At 69.7% G+C, this 15,166-nt stretch carries 12 protein-coding genes and 1 pseudogene; 10 read left to right on the top strand and 3 right to left on the bottom strand.

Annotation, left to right across the window (positions count from 1 at the left end):
- The first annotated feature begins 107 nt into the window (after positions 1 to 107).
- The 4 genes and pseudogenes from CMC5_RS39605 (at position 108) to CMC5_RS39595 (ending at position 2,446) form a co-directional block, all read left to right on the top strand.
- On the top strand, positions 108 to 446 hold the full coding sequence (locus CMC5_RS39605) for an ArsR/SmtB family transcription factor (protein WP_050436395.1): 339 nt from the start codon (positions 108 to 110) through the stop codon (positions 444 to 446).
- A pseudogene (locus CMC5_RS49045) lies at positions 443 to 919 on the top strand (SRPBCC family protein); the annotation flags it as partial. The gene CMC5_RS39605 and the pseudogene CMC5_RS49045, both read left to right, overlap by 4 nt.
- A 69-nt stretch (positions 920 to 988) precedes the next feature.
- Positions 989 to 1,411: a YybH family protein gene (locus CMC5_RS49040; RefSeq protein WP_342673975.1), complete on the top strand. Its 423-nt coding sequence runs from the start codon at positions 989 to 991 to the stop codon at positions 1,409 to 1,411.
- 90 nt (positions 1,412 to 1,501) lie between these two features.
- Positions 1,502 to 2,446, top strand: a complete 945-nt coding sequence (locus CMC5_RS39595) for a bestrophin family protein (RefSeq protein ID WP_050435266.1) — start codon at positions 1,502 to 1,504, stop codon at positions 2,444 to 2,446.
- 18 nt (positions 2,447 to 2,464) lie between these two features.
- On the opposite strand, the gene CMC5_RS45510 is transcribed toward CMC5_RS39595, so the two are convergent.
- Positions 2,465 to 2,611: a hypothetical protein gene (locus CMC5_RS45510; RefSeq protein WP_156339219.1), complete on the bottom strand. Its 147-nt coding sequence runs from the start codon at positions 2,609 to 2,611 to the stop codon at positions 2,465 to 2,467.
- A gap of 1,017 nt (positions 2,612 to 3,628) precedes the next feature.
- On the opposite strand from CMC5_RS45510, the gene CMC5_RS39590 reads away from it, so the two are divergent.
- Complete coding sequence (locus CMC5_RS39590) at positions 3,629 to 4,027, top strand: DUF3224 domain-containing protein (RefSeq protein ID WP_063796748.1); 399 nt, start codon at positions 3,629 to 3,631, stop codon at positions 4,025 to 4,027.
- Positions 4,028 to 4,049: 22 nt separating this feature from the next.
- Here the strand turns inward: CMC5_RS39590 and CMC5_RS39585 are convergent, their stop codons facing one another.
- The gene (locus tag CMC5_RS39585; protein WP_050435264.1) at positions 4,050 to 4,559 is read right to left on the bottom strand and encodes a hypothetical protein; all 510 of its coding nucleotides are present in this window, start codon (positions 4,557 to 4,559) and stop codon (positions 4,050 to 4,052) included.
- Between the two features lie 255 nt (positions 4,560 to 4,814).
- On the opposite strand from CMC5_RS39585, the gene CMC5_RS39575 reads away from it, so the two are divergent.
- The 5 genes from CMC5_RS39575 (at position 4,815) to CMC5_RS39555 (ending at position 12,310) form a co-directional block, all read left to right on the top strand.
- Entirely contained in the window at positions 4,815 to 8,012 is a 3,198-nt protein-coding gene (locus tag CMC5_RS39575) for an HzsA-related protein (protein WP_050435262.1), read from the top strand.
- Between the two features lie 247 nt (positions 8,013 to 8,259).
- Positions 8,260 to 9,621 carry a porin family protein gene (locus CMC5_RS46775; protein WP_050435261.1) on the top strand — a complete coding sequence of 454 codons (1,362 nt, stop codon included), beginning with the start codon at positions 8,260 to 8,262 and terminating at the stop codon, positions 9,619 to 9,621.
- Positions 9,622 to 9,776: 155 nt separating this feature from the next.
- A complete protein-coding gene (locus CMC5_RS39565) occupies positions 9,777 to 10,568 on the top strand; it encodes an MmcQ/YjbR family DNA-binding protein (protein WP_050435260.1) in 792 nt (263 codons plus the stop codon).
- Positions 10,569 to 10,732: 164 nt separating this feature from the next.
- Positions 10,733 to 11,260, top strand: a complete 528-nt coding sequence (locus tag CMC5_RS39560) for a Uma2 family endonuclease (protein ID WP_245678130.1) — start codon at positions 10,733 to 10,735, stop codon at positions 11,258 to 11,260.
- A 300-nt stretch (positions 11,261 to 11,560) separates the two neighbouring features.
- Positions 11,561 to 12,310, top strand: coding sequence for an AMP-binding protein (locus CMC5_RS39555; protein ID WP_050435259.1), 750 nt, complete (start codon positions 11,561 to 11,563; stop codon positions 12,308 to 12,310).
- 3 nt (positions 12,311 to 12,313) lie between these two features.
- Here CMC5_RS39555 and CMC5_RS39550 read toward each other — a convergent pair whose 3' ends face one another.
- Positions 12,314 to 15,130 (bottom strand): penicillin acylase family protein, encoded by a 2,817-nt coding sequence (locus tag CMC5_RS39550; RefSeq protein ID WP_050435258.1) that lies wholly within the window; start codon positions 15,128 to 15,130, stop codon positions 12,314 to 12,316.
- Positions 15,131 to 15,166: the final 36 nt, after the last annotated feature.

Here is a 15,166-nt window from a genome sequence, read left to right as displayed (position 1 = left end):
CAGCGGAGATCACCGGGAAGCGCAACGGTGAGAAGGCGCTTCAGCGTCGCATCGACGAGAGGGCGACGACATGGCGCTCCCGCCTCCATCACCCTATGCTGAACCATATGGTTCAGTGTTTTTCACCGCTCGACACCGCGTTCGGTGCCCTGTCCGACGCAACCCGCCGAGGCATCCTCGAGCGCCTCTGCCACGGTGAGGCGAGCATCAGCGAGCTTGCCAGTTCGTTCGACATGACCCTGACCGGCATGCAGAAACACGTCCACATCCTCGAGGACGCCCAGCTGGTCATGACGGAGAAGGTCGGTCGCGTCCGCAGATGCAAGCTCGGTCCACGCCGTCTGGACGAGGCGGCCGCCTGGATCGCCTCTTACCGCGGGATGCTGGAAGCCCGGCTCGATCGTCTCGGCGCGTTCCTGGAGCGCAACAAGGGGGCCTCGTCATGAGCGGAGTGAGGAATCGAGGCGCCTCCCTGCTCGTCGCCACCCCGAGCGATCGCGAGGTCCGGACCGAGCGTGTCTTCGACGCGCCGAGAGAGCATGTCTGGCGAGCGCTGACCGATGCGAAGCTCGTCGCGCAGTGGTGGGGGCGCGGGAACCGGCTCGTCGTCGAGCGCTTCGAGGTCGAGCGCGGAGGCCACTGGCGTTTCGTCGAGCACGCGCCCGATGGCGTCCACGGCTTCGAGGGACGCTTCCGTGAGGTGTCGCCTCCCGAGACCCTCGTGCAGACCTTCTCGTGGGACGGGATGCCTGGCCATGTGGTCATCGAGACCACGCGCCTGGAGGACCTCGGTGACGGCCGCACGAGGCTCGTGACCACCTCGCTGTTCCACACCTCCGAGGAGCGCGACGGCATGCTCTCGTCGGGCATGACGGAGGGGCTGGAGACGAGCTACCTCGCGCTGGACGCGCTGCTCGCCACCTCGCCGCACCCCGCTCACGCCGAGGAAGGCCCCCGCGCCTCCGGAGAGGCGGGCCGCGAGCTATCCGTGGCCTCCTCTGCAAGCCAGGCCGGAGCCGAGGACACGACGACCCCATCGACCGACGAGAAGGCGATCCGAGACCTCGTCGAAGCCTGGGCGCAGGCCGTTCGCGACGGCGACATGGACGGGGTGCTCGCGCACCACACGATGGACGTCGTGATGTTCGACGTCCCACTCCCGCTGCAGCGGACGGGGCTCGCCGCGTACCGTGCGGCCTGGGAGCCGTTCCTGTCCGGGGGTCCTCATCGTGGCTTCACCCTCGGGGAGCTGAGCATCACCGCCGGAGGCGCTGCGGCGTTCTGTCATGCGCTCGTCCGGGTGGGCGACGAGAACGACTTCGCCGTTCGGCTGACGCTCGGCCTCGTCAAAGCCCGCGGGCGCTGGCTCATCGCGCACGAGCACCACTCGGCACCCCTCGCCGAGGGCTGAGCTCTTCCACCTGCCGGTGAGCTTCCCCGATTTTTCTCGTTCGGTGAGGGCGCCCCTCGTGAGGGCGGCGTGGCACTATCATGCGCCGCGATGATCGTCCGCGAGCGGCCCTCGTTCTGGCGCCTGTTCTTGATCCTGCGCGGCTCGGTCGTCCCGAGGATCCTGCCGCAGATCGGCGCCACGATGGTGCTTTCCTGCCTCGTGGTCTACTGGACCATGGACCCGGCGAGGACGCCGATCTCCATCACCCCGGCGCCCTTCACCCTGATCGGCCTCGCCCTCGCCATCTTCCTCGGTTTCCGCAACAACGCCGCCTACGACCGCTACTGGGAGGCGCGGAAACTCTGGGGCGAGCTGGTCATCGTCAGCCGCTCGTTCGCGCGCGAGGTGCTCACCTTGATGAGCCTCGACGCCGATGCCGACGTGCTGCGAGCCCGCCAGGTGCGCCTCGTGCGAAAGGCGATCGCCTTCGTTCACGCCTTGAAGGACCACCTCCGGGGAATCAAGGATCGCGAGGGCATGGAGCCCTCGCTCGCCTCGACCCACACCTCCGAGGAGATCGACGCCTTCCTGAGGTCCTCGAACGTGCCCAACGCGATGGTCACATCCCTGGGCGCCGATCTCCTCGCGTGCCGGCGCGAGGGCCTGGTCTCGGAGATCCTGCTTTTGCACCTCGACGCGCGCCTGAACGGCTTCACCCACGTGCAGGCGGCGTGCGAGCGGATCAAGACGACCCCCATCCCCTTCGTCTACTCACTCCTCCTGCACCGGACCGCGTACCTGTACTGCTTCCTGCTGCCGTTCGGCCTGGTGGAGTCCATCGGCCGGATGACCCCCCTCGTCGTGGGCCTGGTCTCGTACACCTTCTTCGGCCTCGACGCCGTGGGCGACGAGATCGAGGAGCCCTTCGGCCTGGCCCCGAACGATCTGCCGCTGAGCGCCATGGCGCGGACCATCGAGATCAACCTGCTCGAAGCCCTGGGCGAGGAAGTGCTCCCCGCGCCGATGCTGCCCGTCGACTACAACCTGGAGTGAGCGTCGCGATGCGATCCTTCAGGGCGTCGCGACGAGCCGAGGGACGAGCCAGTCGAACGCGCCCATGGCGTCGACCTTGCCGGCGATGACGTCGAGGACGAGCTGCTCGGCATCGTCCGTCGTGGTGTCGATGCTCAGCCCGACGAGGCGGAGCTGGTCCTCCATCGCAAGCCAGGCGACGCGCTCGACGAGTCTCTGTTGTTGTGGGTCGTCGGCGCTTTCCTCACCAAAACGCCCTGTGTCCTGTGTCGGAACACGAGCTTTCGCACCGAGGGGACGATCCACTTCAGCTCCGCACGGTGACGCGCAGGAAGCGTCTCCCGCCATGTCTCCAGCGCGGTGAGCGACGCGGGCGCGGTGGACTCGACGAGTAGGCTGACGCAAGCGCAGCGCCTGCGCCTGGATGTCCCCTTCGTAATCAACGCCCCTGGCGCCATCCCGTCTGGCTGATTCGTCCCTGCGGTATGGCGTCGTTGTGTTTGCCAGAGTGCTTGCTGCTCACCTCCGTGTCGTCCAGATCCGTCCAAACATCCTCTCGGACACGCTGGCGAGGCTCGTTCGCCCGAATCCCCCGCCGGGGACGCGTTGCACAGGCCCCGTGAGTGGCCGACGCGACCATGTCTCGCCGTTGCACAGGCCCCGTGAGTGGCCGACGCGACCATGTCTCGCCGTTGCATGGGCCCCGTGAGTGACCGACGCGACCATGTCCCGCGGGACGACCCCCCGGCGTTCGTCGACACGACCTGGTCACGCTCCGGCCCAGTAGAGGAGCGTCGTCCGCCGCCACCTGGTCCGTGTCTCGACCGGAGGGCGTCGGTGACGACCGAGGCCTGTGATCGGTGACACCCGCCTCGTCCGCGCGCTCCCGCGCCCAGGAATCCCGTGCCTTGCCCCCGTCGTTCGCCTCCGCGCCCCGGGCCGCGGCCGCCCCGGGTCCCGGCGCTCGCCGTGCCGGCCAGGTGACGAAGTCACCCTGCCGATGGCTGCGCGCGCTGACGCCTGTTCCAGAAGGCGAGCTTGCTCATCCAGTCACAGTGAAATTCCAGCCCAGCGACCGCTGCATCCGAGCCATGGCTGCTGCGCCCGAAGAGCAGGTCGGGAAGCTCGCCCTCTCGCGCCTTCGAGCCCGTGGTGGGGCATACCTGGTGGGGACCCTGACCTTGGTGGAAGGAGGCGATGGCGATGAGCGATCACGCGAGCGCGACGTACGAGATCCGGTCGTGGGACGAGACCCCGCTGCATCCCGTGGAGGGCCTGCCGAAGATCGCCCGGGTGAACGCGACGACGAGGTTCAGCGGAGAGATCGAGGGCGAGGGGACGCTGGAGTACCTGATGACCTACCGCGACGATGGCGTGGCCACGTTCGTCGGTCTGGAGCGGGTGGTCGGTCGCGTGGGAGGCAAGTCGGGCAGCTTCGTGCTGCGCCACCTCGGGACGTTCGAGGACGGCGTGGCGAAGGCCACCCTGCTGGTGGTCCAGGGCTCGGCGACGGGCGAGCTGCGAGGCCTGATGGGTGAAGGAGGGTTCGCGGCCAGCGGGAGCCGCGTCCCGCTCACGCTCGACTACGTCATCGAGGGGTGACGCGCGGAGAGACGCTCGCCGCTCAGGGCAGGAAGAACTCCACCTCGACGCCGACGTAGTGGCCGGTGGGGGATACCTGCAGGTCCATGGGTCGGCTGCGGAGGCAGTGGCCGGCTTCGGGTCGCTCCATGCCTTCCACCTCGCTGATGCCCCGCGCGATCTCCTTGCCGCTCGAATCGAAGGTGCTGTTGAAGAGGTACTTCGCCTTCGGAGGCTCTGGCTGCTTCTGGGCGAACGGCGTCCAGCAGGTCTTCACGAGGTCGGGCCGCTGTCGTTCGAGCTGCTTCCGCATCTCGTCCACGACCTGCTGACGCACGGCGGGGGGGACGGGCGCGGGGGCGAGGCCGAGGCCGGGCACGGAAGGGGGCTGGGCTGCGGGCCCCGTCTGCGGACTCGGTGCCGACGCGGAAGCTTGCGGGAGGGCCGATGGGACCGGCGAGGGAGGCTGGCTGCGCAGCCCGAAGAAGACGCCAGCGCCGATGATGGTGCAGCCCACGAGGATGGCCGTGGGGATCAGATACTCTTTCTGCATCGCTGAAATCAGGGCGAGCCAGGGTCCGCATCGGCAGCTCAGCAGCGAGGTGAAGGGCTGTCAACCGCAGGCGCCTTTCGTGCGCGTGGTGCCTCCAGGGTCGTGCGGGGCGTCTCGCCCGGTCGCGACGTCGAGGTACCTCCACGAAGCGACATCGGGCGTGTCGTGAATGGTGACCTCGATGTCGTGTTCTGGCGTGTCGGTGTCGGGAGCGAGCCTTGAAAGCGTGACCTCGACACGTAGCATGGGCCGACCATGCGAACGCTCCATCCTCGCGCGCTGGTCGCGTCCTTCGTCGGGACCTCCTTGCTGTGGACCTCCGCCGCGCAGGCGGACGAGACGCCCTTCGTGTACGTGCGGTGTGCGCGCACCACGGAGACCTTCACGGTCGAGATGGACGTGGTGGTCGACGGGCAGACGCGGACGGCGACGCGGACGATGACCGGGCTCGACGTCTACGATGTGCTACCGGACGTCACGAACTTCCTCAGCGGGTTCTCGGGGCCGTGTGATCTCATGCTGCACGACGCGGCCGGAAGCGAGCGCGTCCTGTACGACTGCTCGTCGACGTCCACGGATGCCGCGGCGTGTGCCGCGATGGACCCGGCGGTGTCGTTCGATGCGGGCACCGTGGCGTTCACGGTGTTCCGAGGCGAGCTGCGGCCAGGGTCGGAGCTGGTCCACCCGCGGGTGGTGGATCCGCTCGCGGAGAACACCACGAACACGCGCTTCTCGCTGCCCAACCGGCTGCTCGCGACCACCGAGGCGCAGCTCTACGTGGTCGACGTCGCGTCCGGTACGGTCAGGGAGCTGCCGCACGTGGCGGGCACCTTCGACACCGGGCCTGCCTTCTTGCCGAACGGTCGCCTGGCCTTCACGTCGACGCGCGACGGTCACACGTCGACGCTCGTGTTCGGTACGACCAACTCGAGCCCGGGGACGCGCATCTGGTCGATGGACCTCGACGGCAACAACCTCGACATCGCGAGCCACCACTCGCTGGCGCAGGAGCAGCATCCGTTCGTGCTCCGTGACGGGCGCGTGCTCCATTCGAGCTGGCAACTCTTCGGCGGGCTGCCTTTCCGGCACACGAACGGTTCGCCGGGCGGGTTCACGACGATCGGGAACCTCTTCCACCTGTTCGCCCAGAACCCCGACGGGTCGCACCAGTTCGCTTTCTTCGGTCAGCACGCGGGTGACCACCAGCCCATCTCGAGCGTCGGGGTGGACCATAAGGCGGCGCACTTCGTCACGCAGACGAGCGACGCACGGGTCTGGTTCGCGGACTACTACCGCGGCAACAACAACGGCCTGGGCGAGGTGCTCGGCATGATGCCCGAGCCGCTGGACCAGGAGGGGATCTCGGCAGAAGAGGCGCCGGCCTTCGGTGACGTCTACGCGCCACGCGACATGGTGCGCTTCGCGCCCTGGACGACCAGCGGGGACAGCATGGCGAAGCCGATGCCGGCGCCCGCGATCAGCGTCCCGACGTACGCGGACCCGATGCCGTTCGCGGGGAAGGTCGGTCACCCGAGCGCGCTCCCCGACGGCGGGCTGATGGTCGTGTGGGGCAAAGGGGCGTGCAGCACGGTGGCCAGCCCGTCGGTGTTCGACAGCCTGGGTCGCCCGCGGCCGCCGCTCACGAGCGGCTCGGGGAGCGGGACGGCGATGAACGTGCTCACCTCGCTCGCGCTCGACACGCCCGGCTGCGACGCCGGGCTGTACCGCGCGACGGCGATCCCCTCGTCCCACCCGAACGATCTCGAATTGATGGTCGACGAGCGCGCGTGGCACGAGATCCAGCCGCGCGCGCTCGTCCCGTACGCCGCGATCCACGGCGTCGAGCGCCCGACGGTGATCGCGCGCGCCGATGTCCGAGCGCAGCACGCCGCCCTGGAGGTGGGCACACCCTTCGGGTTGCTCGGCGCCGCGTCGATCCTCGATCGCGAGACGCATCCGCGGGGCGGGATCCGGTTCCAGGGGGAGCACCAGTTCCACAACCACGGGACCGACACCATCGACTACGACGACGACGACCTGTGCGGCGTGCGGATCCTCGGGGTGATGCCGAACCGCAGCAAGGACACCTACCGGGAACTCTCGAACGTCGCTGGCGAGCGGGTGCGAATCCTCGGGGAGTTCCCGGTCCGGAACACGAACGCCGACGGGACGGCGCGCATGGACCCGAGCGGTCATCCCGACACGAGCTTCCTCGTGCGGTTCCCCGCCGACGTGCCGTACCTGATGCAAGGCATCGACTGCGATGGGCGCACGCTCAACACCGACCAGACGTGGCAGAGCTTGCGCCCTGGTGAGCAGAAGACCTGCGGCGGCTGTCACGTCCACTCGAAGCCCGCGCGCGTCGAGTTCGCGAACAGCTTCGCAGCCACGCCCGAGTACGAGATCCACCGGCTGGGTGAGGGGACGGTGCCGCTGCTCGCTGGACGCGACGGCGACGGCAAGGTGCAGACGCGCACGGAGGAGGGCTACGGGCTCGCCATCGACTTCGTGAGCGACGTCATGCCCCTCTTCGAGCGGCGCTGCGTGAGCTGTCACGGCGGTGGATCGCCGGCGGCCGGGCTCGCCCTCGATCGCCCGGGCGTCGATCGGGACAGCCGCGCGACGTGGTACTGCCTCGTGGGCGACAGGAGCCAGGTCTGCGTGCCGGACGCCTTGCGGCACGAGACGGGCGCCGGCAGCGGCGGGATCACGTTCCGGCGCCCGCAGCTCACCCGCTACGTGCGCGCGTTCAACGCGCTCGGGAGCCTCCTGTACTGGAAGGCGGCCAACCGGCGCACCGACAAGCGAGCCGATGACACGTACGGCGCCTCCGATGCGGCGGATCTGCGCGACATCGACTTCGGTGCGGCGCACCCGACGGACACCACGCCCGAGGAGCTCGGCCTCCTCGCACGCTGGATCGACATCGGCTCCCCCGGTGGTCCGCAAGAGGCCCGTGACACGCAGTTCCCGACGCTGCACCTGTCCGCCACGGTGTCGGGGGAGACGGTGACCGCGCTGCACGTCGGGACGGTGGACCTCGGCAGCGGGATCGATCCCTCGTCGCTCGAGGTCTGTCTCGTCCAAGGGGGGGCATGCGAGCGCAACCTCGCGACGGAGGCGCAGCGGCACGGCGTGGTGCATCTCGACCTCGCCGCGCCGCTGACCGACGACGCCCAGATCGTCCGAGCGAGCGTCCGTGATCTCGCCGGCAACGAGACCCTGGTGGAGCGCACCGTGGGCTGGCTGCGGAGCGCGCCGCCGCCCCTCCCGGGCGAAGGCCCGGGCGAGGAAGAGGAAGAAGAGGGGGAGGGGGCCGGCGTGAAAGGAGCAGGCGACGAGGGCGGATGTGGCTGCCGAGCTGGTGCCGGCGCGGCGTCGACGACGTGGGCGATGGCACCGCTCGCCGCCGCCTGGTTGATGTGGCGAAGGCGTCGTCGGCACGGGCAGTAGTCGGCAGCGCCGCGAGCGCTGGGGGGTCGGCAGCGCCACAAGTGCTGGGTGAGCGTCGCCGGGGATCTTTTCCCTGAGCGGGGAACCGGCGCGGAGGTCGTGCCATCTCCGGGGCACTGAACGGTGAGGGGCGCCCGGTGTGCCCCGTTCCGGAGCGATCCGTGCGCGCGAGCGGTGGCCCTCGGGGGTCTTCGCCGGCCGTCGTGTGCGGGCCGTCAACTCCCCACCGACCCCCCGGAAGAACACGATGCATCGTTTTCTGCGTGCGCTCGCGGGCGACCTGATCTCGCTCGCGCTCTCGCTGTCCCTCGTCTCGTCGGCACAGGCTCGAGAGGTGTCACCCAGCTCGGCCGTGGCCTCGTCGGACGACCCCGCAGCAGCCTCTGCCCCGCCCGACGTTGTCTCTGCGCCAGCTTCGCCTGCGCCGGTTACGCCTGCGTCAGCCACGCCTGCGTCAGCCACGCCTGCGCCAGCCACGCCTGCGCCAGCCACGCCTGCGCCAGCCACGCCTGCGCCAGCCGCGTCCGAGCATCCGCCGGAGAAGTTCAACTTTCATGCGTCGCTCAGCGAAGGGCTGGGCTTCAGGACGGCCGAGGACCTGTTCGCCGTCGACGTGGGCGTGCTGTCCCAGTTTCGAGGAGAGCTGACGTTCAACGGGGGAGCGCTCTCTCAGGGAGGCTTCAACGTGATGGTCGTCCGACCGTACCTGCGGGCGCGCGCCTTTCAGGATCGGGTGAAGTTCCTGGTGCAGCCCGAGTTCGCGGGTCCGTCGGCGCGCTTGCTCGACCTGGAGGCGACGTGGCAGCCGGTGCCGGAGGTCGGCATCAAGGTGGGGCAGTTCTTGACGCCCTTCAGCCGCGCGTTCCTCACGCCGGTGCCGTTGCTCCAGTTCCAGGACTTCTCGCGCGTCGAGGAGCGCTTCCGGGCGGGTCGTGACACGGGGGTGATGGTGCTCGGCTCGATCGGGAAGGGGGCGGTCGAATATTACGCGGGGGCCTTCAACGGAAACGGGATCGGCAAGGGCGGGAACGACGACACCTCGGTGATGGGGATCGGGCGGGTGGCGGTGAGCCCGGTGCGCGCGATGCCTTACGACGAGACGCCGTCCCTGCGGGGGCCGGTGCCGTTCGGGTTCTCGGTGGGACTGAACGGGATCGTGGACCGGGCGCATCCGACGGGCCAGCAGGTGGATCCGGTGACCGGAGAGACGACGACGGTGGCGCTGTCCCCAGAGACCCGGCTGACGGGCGGGGTGGATGTGGTGGTGGCGTGGGGAGGATTCACGCTCTTCGGGGAAGGGTACCTGCGCACGACGAGGCCCGATGCGGGGGCCGCAGTGCGCGGCGTGGGGGTGTACGGGCAGGCGGGGTACTTCGTGGTGCCCGAGCGGCTGGAGGTGGCCGCGCGGGCCGGGTGGATGGAACCGGATGCGTCGCGGAGCGACGGGCAGGAGAAGAGCGTCGAGGGGCAGGTGAACGCGTACGCGGTGGGCAACCACCTGAAGGTGGGCGGGCGCTACCAGCTCCTGGATCTCGACGCGGCCTCGGTCGACGGCGTTCCTGCCGGGACCACCCATCGGGCCATGATCCAGGTGCAGCTCTGGATCTGAGGGAGCCATCTTCGGGGTGACGGCCCACGCTTTCCCGGTTGCATGGAGAGAGCGCGGCGGAGGCGCGCTGGTCTTTGCGCTGCGCTACGGGCAGGCTGCGCAGGGGTCGAGGGGGGCGTGGTGCTCTGCGCGGCCGTTCGAGGAGGGTTTCGATCATGGGTCGAGCGTCTGTGGTGCTGACGAGGATGCGGGAGATCTGCCTGTCGCTTCCGGACACGAAGGAGACATTGACCTGGGGAGAGCCTCACTTTCGTGTCGGAGAGAAGATCTTCGCAGGTTGCGGAGAAGGGAAAGGCGTGGTGTCGATCGGGTTCAAGCTGGAGATGGAGCACGCGCTCGACATCATCCAGGACCCGCGCTTCACGAAGGCGCCGTACGTGGGGCACAAGGGGTGGGTGTCGATGGACGCGGCCGGCATTACGTCATGGGACGAGGTGCGGGAGCTGATCCACGAGAGCTACCGGTTGATCGCCCCGAAGAAGTCGCTGGCCAAGCTCGGCACCGACGAGGCGCCGAGCGCCACGACGGCTCGGAACCGTGAACCGGCGAAGGCGGCGACGGGGCGTCGTGGCGAGGCGAAGTCGGCGAGCCCGCAGCGCTCCACGAAGGCGAAGTCGACGACGTCGAGCACGCCGCGCTCCGCCGAGACGAAGACGGCGACGGCACAGCGTGCGACGACGACCAGAGGGGCGGGTACGAGGAGCGGCGTCTCTGTGAAGAAGTCTGCTGCAAAGCGTTCGGCGGCGTCGGATGCGACGAGTGCAGGTGGGGCGAAGCGCGCTGGAGCAGGTCGTCCTGCCATCGTGAAGAAGTCTGCTGCGAAGAGCACGGCAGCCGCGACGCGTACCGCCGGCACGAAGAAGTCTGCTGCGAAGCGCTCTGCGTCGACGGCGCCCGACACGGCGGCGCGCGGAGCGAAGAAGACGCGTGTCGCGAAGAAGGGGTGATGCAGCGGAAGGGTGCGAAGACGAGACCGTGCTGCGACTTCGTCTGGCGTTCGGGTGAGCGCGGCCGCGCTTGCAGCGCGAGGGGGGCGGGTGTCACGCTCCCTCGCATGCAGGAGCCTTCCAGGACACTCTCGCGTCACGCACATGGCGATGAGCTGGAGGCGATGCAGCCGCACCAGGTCGCCGAGATCATCCGCGGTACGTCGTATGTGCGAGCGCAGCCCGGGCTGCGGCACGTCCACGCGTCGAGCGAGCTGCAGACGGAGCTGGGGCAAGCGTACTGTCGGGGTCGTGGGGGGCCTGGCGGGTGGCGCATCCTGCAAGCGCCGCAGCTCCAGCTCGGGCACGGGGTGGACATGGATGTGCTGGTGCCGGATCTGGCGGGATGGACGCTGGAACGGTTGCCGCAGCTCGGAGGCGCGGCGTTCATCCAGGTGGCGCCCGACTGGGTGTGCGAGGTGCTCTCGCCCGGGACTGCCGCGCGTGACCGCGCAGAGAAGATGCCGATCTATGCGCGAGAGCGCGTGAAGACCCTCTGGCTCGTCGATCCGAGCGCGTGCCTGCTCGAGGTGTTCGTGATGGGCGCTGACGGGGAGTGGCGGTTGCGGGTGGTGTCCTGCGGTGCGGCGCAGGTGCGGGCAACGCCGTTCGACGCCGTGGAGCTGGACCTGTCGATGCTCTGGACCGAGTAGGTGCGGGGCGTGCGTCGATGCACGCATGACGGGGTGAGACATCGCGCGGATCCGCGCGGTTCGTTGGCTGGGACATTGGGTGTCCGTGCGGGCAGCGTGCGCGCTGGACGCGTCTCCAGCTCTTTGCCATAGGGTCATTTCAAGGAGGCGGCGTGCCGGCGCGATGCGCGGCGGTAGCGTGGCGCTTCGTCCGGGTTCGGAGCCGGCCATGTTCGGTGGCGATCCGGACGTCCATCGAGGTCACCTGTGCGCAGCGCGTGCGGGAGGGCCGTCATGTGTGCGCAGGACAGGAGGGACACGATGACATCGCTCGAGCACGACAGCGCGGAGGCCGTGACGCTGGTGGAGCTGCTTCGCAAGATGGCGACGGAGCAGCCGGAGGAGAAGGTGTTCAGCGCGCTCGGGGGTGACGTGGCGTTGCTCCCTTCCGGGGCGATGCCAGCGGGCGTGATGACGTTCGGGGAGCTGGATCGCGCGGCGCGCGCGATCGCGGCGGCGCTGCAGCGCGCGGGCGTGAAGCCCGGTGAACGGGCGGTGCTGCTGTACCCGACGGGGGTGGCGCTGGTGCCGGCGCTCTACGGCTGTCTGTACGCAGGGGTCGTCGCCATGCCGGCGCCGCTGTCCGAGGTGGAGGGGCGTTCGGCGCTGGCGGGGCCATCGCGGTGGCTGGTGTCGATGATCGCGGCCTGCAAGCCGGCGATCGTGCTGAGTGGGGTGGGGACGCTCCTGGCGTCGCGTGCGGCGCTCCTGGGGGTGGAGGGGCTGGAGGATGTGCCGTGGCTGGTGACGGAGGCGGTGTCGCCCGCGAGCGCAGCCGGGTGGCGAGAGGTGGCGATCGGGCCGGATACGCCAGCGCTCTTGCCGCCTGGCGTGGGCGATGGCGCGGTGGTGACGCATGCGCGGCTTCTGGGCGGGCCCGCGTCGCTCGGTCTGGGGCGCGGGGCTGCGGGGTGGCTGTCGGGGCAAGAGGGGAGCGGCGCGGGCGGGAAGCCTGGGTTGGCCTCCGCCGCGCCACCCGGGAAGGCGCGCGCCGGATCGAGCGCGGCGTGAGGGTCAGGGGGTGAAGGTGAGGCGCGACTCGACGTGCGCGTCGATGTCGGCGTCGCTGAAGTAGAGCGGGGGGGCGTCGTTGCGGCGCCAGTGCTCGGCTTCGTCGGCGTGGTGGGGGCTCGCCGGATCGAAGGCCTGGCCGCCTGGGATGGCGTTCCAGGCGCGGGGGCCTTCCGGGGTCATCTCCACGACGAGCCGCTGCACGGGGCCGTTGGCGTAGCTGAAGTTCGTCGTCGACCAGATGCCCTGGTTCGAGGCGTCGACGTTGAAGTTGTCTCCGTGGCGAGGGTAGCCGTTGGGGAAGGCGGGGTCGTTCGCGCGGGGGAGGTCGACGGGGCTCGAGCCGGCGATCGAGGGGACCATCGAGGTGAAGCGGACGGTGTGCAGTCGGCCCCAGGTCCACGCCGTCATGTCGTCGCCGAGCAGGTCGCGCAGGGTGGCCATGCCCTGGAGCATGGCGCGGGCGATGCGCTCGTCACGGGTCTCCTGGACGGCGGGGGTGGCGAGGTCGTCCCAGAGGACGGTGTCGCCGAGGACGTCGTCGTAGGTGGCGAGGCGCTGCGGGTCGAGGATGGCCCACTGGAGGGTCTTGGCGATGAGGTTGCTGCCAGGGCGCGCGTTCATGGCGGTGACCTCGTCGCCGAAGGCGAGCTGGGCGAGGTGCGCGACCGAGGCATTGAAGAGGGAGGTGGCGATGGCGTCGTTCACCTCGACGGCAGGCGGTGCGCCGTCGCCGATGTCGACGCCCGCCGAGGCGGCGAAGCTCCAGGCGGCGAGGCGCGCTGCGGCGTTGTCGAGGCGGTCGAGGTCGGCGCTGGAGAGCTCGGCGACGAGGGCGGAGAGCTCGGGGTGGGTGCCCGGCGAGGAGCGCTCGGCCGCGACGCGCGCGATGGCGTCGACGAAGCTCGGCGCGAGGAGACGGCCGAGGGGTGACTGGTGGTCACCCTGCAGGGTGATCATGTCCTCGGGGGTGACGCCGCCCGCGGTGGTGAGCTCTTCGAGGCGCTCGGTGATGCGCGCGATGCGGTGGCCGAGGTCGAAGTCCCAGCCGACGTAGTGGGGCTCGTCGAAGGGGTTGCCGTCGGCGGTGGCACCCACGAGGTCGTTGTTGGCGGTGGCGATGAAGCCGCGCGCCGGGTTGTGGTCCTGCGGGAGGTAGCGGCCGTCGAGGGTGCCAATCCACTCGGCGCTGCCGTCGCCCGGGAGGACCATGGCCGGGGACAGGCCGGTCTGGGTCACGGGGTCGTAGGTCATCGCCGCCGGGTCGCGCACGGGGACACGGGCCTGGGAGGACCAGAAGATGTCGCCCTCGGAGGTGGTGATGACGAAGCTCTGGCCGCCGACCTCGAAGTGCTCGAGCGCGGCCTTGGCGTCGTCGAGGTTCCTGGCGAAGTTCAGGTCGAGGAAGGCGGTGATCTCGTAAGAGGGCTCGTCGCCGGTCCAGCGGACGCTGAGCGCGGTGTTCTCGGTGCGGGGGACGACCTGGCCGTTGACGATCTGGGGGGCGATGATCCCGTGGTGGGGGACGTGCTCCAGGCGGAGGACGATGTCGTCGGCGCCGTTGACCTTGATGGTCTCGGTGACGATCTCGATGGGGACCTGGTTGCCCTTGAACAGCACGGTGTCGGGGGCGCCGTTCTGGCCCGGGGTGATCGTCTCTTCGTAGATGTCGGTGACGTCGTGGCTCGCGGTGGTGGAGCCCCAGGCGATGTGATCGTTGTAGCCGAGGATGACGCCGGGGACGCCGACCAGGGAGAGGCCTTGCACGTTGAGGTCGCCACCGGCGCGCGCGGTGTTGAGGTGCGCGTACCAGAAGAGCGGGGGGCTCGGCAGGGTGAGGTGCGGGTCGCTGGCGAGGAGGGGGTAGCCGGATGCCGTCTTGCTGCCCGAGACGACCCAGTTGTTGGAGCCGCGGCTCTCGTCGCCGAGCTGTTCGAGGTGGCGCTTGGCGAGGTCGAAGAAGCCCTGGGCGCGCTGGAGGGCGCCAAGGGACGCGGCCGGCGGCGCGGGCGCAGGCTGGGGGAGGATGTTCCCGCCGCCGCTCCCGTTCGGGAAGCCGTCGCGGCTGAAGACGTCACGCGCGGGGGCCATGGACCAGAGGTCGCGGAAGATGCCCGCGCGGGGATCGCCCGCGGGGAAGGTGCTCGCGGCGGCGGCAGCGGCCGAGGTGTACGCGATCTCGTAGTCGCCGTCGTAGGAGAGCGCCGAGGAGAGGTAGCGCCCGATGGCCACGGAGTCCTGCGGGGTCCAGTCGGTGAACGCTTCGGTGTTCGGGAGGAGCAAGAGGTCGAGGAGGCCTGCACCCTCCGGGAGCTTGGTGGTCCCTTCGCGGAGTTCCCGGATGTAGATGTTCACGCCGGCGGCGAAGGCGTCGAGGGTGACGCGCGTGGGGCTCGTGGGCTCCAGGCCGTCGTAGATGCGGTTCGCGACCCGCTGGTAGCCCATGACGCGCGCGGCGATGTCGGCCTGGATCGCTTCGGGAGCGAGCGTTCCGACGATCTCGGCGAGCCGGCCGGTGACGTTACGGCGGATGAACTCCATCATCGGGAAGCGATCCCGGGCCATGAGGTAGCCCTCGACGAGGGCCACGTCGTGGAGCGAGGAGGCATAGATGTGCGGCATGCCGCGGTCGTCGACGATGACGTCGACCTGCCCTTCGAGGCCAGGGAGCGTGCCTTCTCCATGGGTCTCGGTGGTGGTCGTGGTGGTCGTGGTGGTCGTGTTCCCAGGGCCAGGATCGTCGTCCCCGGAGCAGCCTGGTGCGCTGAGGAGGCCGAGGGCAATCAGACCAAGGGAAGCGAGGAGCGGGACGCGGCGCATGGAACCTCCGTTGAAACCAGGGGACCCTACCACGAG

It is taken from the genome of Chondromyces crocatus (assembly GCF_001189295.1).
In the GTDB taxonomy this organism is placed as follows: Bacteria; Myxococcota_A; Polyangia; order Polyangiales; family Polyangiaceae; genus Chondromyces; species Chondromyces crocatus.
The sequence above is the reverse complement of the archived record's forward strand: the minus strand, read 5'-3'. Positions and strand labels throughout refer to the sequence as shown.

Coding starts and splice junctions, on each gene's coding strand:
- CMC5_RS39605 (WP_050436395.1), top strand. CDS start 108: ATGGTTCAGTGTTTTTCACCGCTCGACACCGCGTTCGGTGCCCTGTCC.
- CMC5_RS45510 (WP_156339219.1), bottom strand. CDS start 2,611: ATGGAGGACCAGCTCCGCCTCGTCGGGCTGAGCATCGACACCACGACG.
- CMC5_RS39595 (WP_050435266.1), top strand. CDS start 1,502: ATGATCGTCCGCGAGCGGCCCTCGTTCTGGCGCCTGTTCTTGATCCTG.
- CMC5_RS39575 (WP_050435262.1), top strand. CDS start 4,815: ATGCGAACGCTCCATCCTCGCGCGCTGGTCGCGTCCTTCGTCGGGACC.
- CMC5_RS39585 (WP_050435264.1), bottom strand. CDS start 4,559: ATGCAGAAAGAGTATCTGATCCCCACGGCCATCCTCGTGGGCTGCACC.
- CMC5_RS39555 (WP_050435259.1), top strand. CDS start 11,561: ATGACATCGCTCGAGCACGACAGCGCGGAGGCCGTGACGCTGGTGGAG.
- CMC5_RS39550 (WP_050435258.1), bottom strand. CDS start 15,130: ATGCGCCGCGTCCCGCTCCTCGCTTCCCTTGGTCTGATTGCCCTCGGC.
- CMC5_RS39590 (WP_063796748.1), top strand. CDS start 3,629: ATGAGCGATCACGCGAGCGCGACGTACGAGATCCGGTCGTGGGACGAG.
- CMC5_RS46775 (WP_050435261.1), top strand. CDS start 8,260: ATGCATCGTTTTCTGCGTGCGCTCGCGGGCGACCTGATCTCGCTCGCG.
- CMC5_RS39560 (WP_245678130.1), top strand. CDS start 10,733: ATGCAGCCGCACCAGGTCGCCGAGATCATCCGCGGTACGTCGTATGTG.
- CMC5_RS39565 (WP_050435260.1), top strand. CDS start 9,777: ATGGGTCGAGCGTCTGTGGTGCTGACGAGGATGCGGGAGATCTGCCTG.